This is a genomic window from Nocardia sp. NPDC003345, assembly GCF_053589395.1.
On record NZ_JBSFRU010000514.1, the window covers coordinates 1 to 2,642 of the forward strand.

Below are 2,642 nucleotides of genomic sequence, written 5' to 3' on the forward strand. Positions count from 1 at the left end.
GGTGGAGGTGCCCAGCAGTCGCTGCAGATACGCCGCGTAGCAGGCGATGAGCCCGTCGGCCCAGGTGATCCGGTAGCGCTCGGTGCAGGCCTTCAATTTGTCCAGGGTGGCGACCGGCAGGATCGCCTCGGCGCGGATGGTCCGCTCCACCGCTCCGCCCAGCGCGGTGCCGCGGCCGTCGAGCGAGGGTGCGGGACTGAGCTGTGCACGCCAGTACCGCTTATCGTCGGCGAATTGTTCGCTGTCGCGGTAGGCCTGCTCATCGGCGACCAGCGCCGCGATGGCACCGAAGGTCGCCTTCGGCGGCTCGGTGCCGCGCCGGCGCGCGGTGTAGTGCGCGGCCACCCGGCGTGAGAGCAGCGCGGCGCTGTACCCGTCGACGATCAGGTGGTGGTAGAGCTGCACGCACCACACCTCGTGTTCGGAGAGCCGGATCAGCGTGTAGTTGTAGAGCCGCCGGTCCACCATGCCCCGGCAGCGCTCGGCCGCCTGATGGCGCTCCAGGGCCACCGCCTCGTGCGCGAGCGACAGTGGTTCGGCGGCGCCGCGCAGATCGATCTCCGGTCGCAGCACGGCCGGCTCGTCGCTGACGAATTGCCGTGGGCCGGCGTCGGTATCGCGGAAGCGAAGGCGCATGTTCTCCGCCTCGGCGACGGTCAGCCGGATGGCCTCGGCCAGCAGCCCGATATCGATCGGATCGTCGCCGGTGATCTCGAGGACCTCGCCCACCAGATAGCGGCCGGATTCCGGATCGAACCGCTGCGCGTTCCAGATTCCCAGCTGGGGGCCGGTGAGCGGTAATCCGGGACCGCTGACCATCGAGGCATTCTGCACTGCCGCCGACACGGCAACTCCCTTCGCTGTGAACCACTCTCGTGCGCCCCGCCGATCCCCTCACGACCCGGCTACGGACACACGACCACAGTTGAGGTTAGCCTAACCTTTACTAAAGTAAACACCTTTCCTCGAATAGGCCTTAAGGTGCCAGGCCCGCCGGGTCAGCTCACACGGACCGCTTTCGCGGCCAGCGGAACCACCAGCGGCGCCCCCGTTTCCGGGTCCTCGATCACCCGACATCCCAGGTCGAAGACCTTCTGGACCAGTTCCGCGGTGACGATGTCACGGGGCGCTCCGGTGGCGACCACGGCGCCGTCGCGCATGGCGATCAAGTGATCGGCGTAACGGAACGCGTGATTCAGATCGTGCAGTACCGCCACCACCGTCCGGCCGGTCTCCCGATTGAGGTCGCGGCACAGGTCCAGCAACTGGATCTGATGCGCGATATCGAGGAAGGTGGTCGGCTCGTCGAGCAGCACGATGGGGGTCTCCTGGGCGAGCACCATGGCGATCCACACCCGTTGCCGCTGCCCGCCGGACAGTTCGTCCACCAGCCGCCCGGACAGCTCGTCCACCCCGGTCGCCGCCATCGCCGCGGCCACGGCCTCCTCGTCCTTACGCGACCACTGCCGGATCAGCGACTGGTGCGGATACCGGCCGCGGGCGACCAGATCGGCGACCCGGATCCCCTCCGGCGCGGTGGAGGTCTGCGGGAGCAGGCCGATCCGGCGGGCCACCTCCTTGGCCGGATAGGAACCGATCTGCTTACCGTCCAGCAACACCGCGCCCGATTCGGGGGCCAGCAGCCGCGACAGCGCGCGCAGCAGTGTCGACTTGCCGCAGGCGTTCGGTCCGATGATTACCGTAAATGTCCCATCTGGGACATCCACCGTCAGTTCATCGCTGATGACCCGGTTCCGGTAGCCGAGCCGTAGCCGGTCGGCCCGCAGCCGCGCCGCCGTACCGGGTTCGCCCGCCGGGGCCCCGGGTTCGGCCGGCCCGCCGTCCGCACGTCGCTTCTCCACGATGATTTCCTCAGTTCTTCCGAGCCTCGGCCACCAGCAGGTAGGCCAGATACGCACCCCCGACCGACGCGGTCACCACACCGACCGGAACCGTCGTCGGCGCGAAAGCACGTCGCGAGATCCAATCGCTGAGCACCAGCAGCAGCGCTCCCATGGCCGCCGCCGGTAGCAGCGCGGTGGTCGGGGTCCGCGCCAGCCGGCGCCCGAGTTGCGGCGCGGCCAGTGCCACGAAGGCGATGGGCCCGGCCACGGCCGTCCCGACGGCGGTGAACGCGACGCTGAGCACGATCAGCACCAGCCGCGCCCGGCTCGCCCGGATCCCGAGCGCGGCGGCGGTATCGTCGCCCAGTTCCAGGATCTGCAGGCGATGGGAGGCCGGCACCACCGCGAGCGCCAGCAGCGCCAGCACGATCAGGGCCGGAGTGATCTCCGGCCAGGTCAGACCGTCGAGGGTGCCCACACCCCAGGCCGCCGCCGACATGGCCTCGTCCAGATCGGCCCGCAGGATCAGCCAGGTGTTGACCGCGCCCAGCATGGCCGAGATCCCGATACCGACGATGATCAGCCGGAAGCCCTTGACGTGTTGCCGGAACGCGAGCAGGAAGATCGCCAGCGCCGTGAGCAGACCGCCACCGACCGCACCGGCCGCGGTCGCGTAGTAGCCGCCGCCGGCCAGGATCACCAGCAGCGCACCGGTATAGGCGCCGGAGTTGAATCCGACGATATCCGGGCTGCCCAGCGGATTGCGGGTCACCGACTGCAGGATCGCGCCGCTGAGCC

3 protein-coding genes are annotated in these 2,642 nt (G+C 69.4%); all 3 read right to left on the minus strand.

Going from position 1 to position 2,642, the window contains the following annotated elements; translation table 11 throughout:
- On the minus strand, positions 1 to 819 hold an 819-nt coding region (locus ACWDU1_RS31415), incomplete at its 3' end, for a condensation domain-containing protein (protein WP_450004047.1).
- 179 nt (positions 820 to 998) lie between these two features.
- Positions 999 to 1,787: an ABC transporter ATP-binding protein gene (locus tag ACWDU1_RS31420; RefSeq protein ID WP_450004049.1), complete on the minus strand. Its 789-nt coding sequence runs from the start codon at positions 1,785 to 1,787 to the stop codon at positions 999 to 1,001.
- Between the two features lie 85 nt (positions 1,788 to 1,872).
- Positions 1,873 to 2,642, minus strand: a 770-nt coding sequence (locus ACWDU1_RS31425) for a FecCD family ABC transporter permease (RefSeq protein WP_450004048.1), incomplete at its 5' end; no start/stop codon positions are given.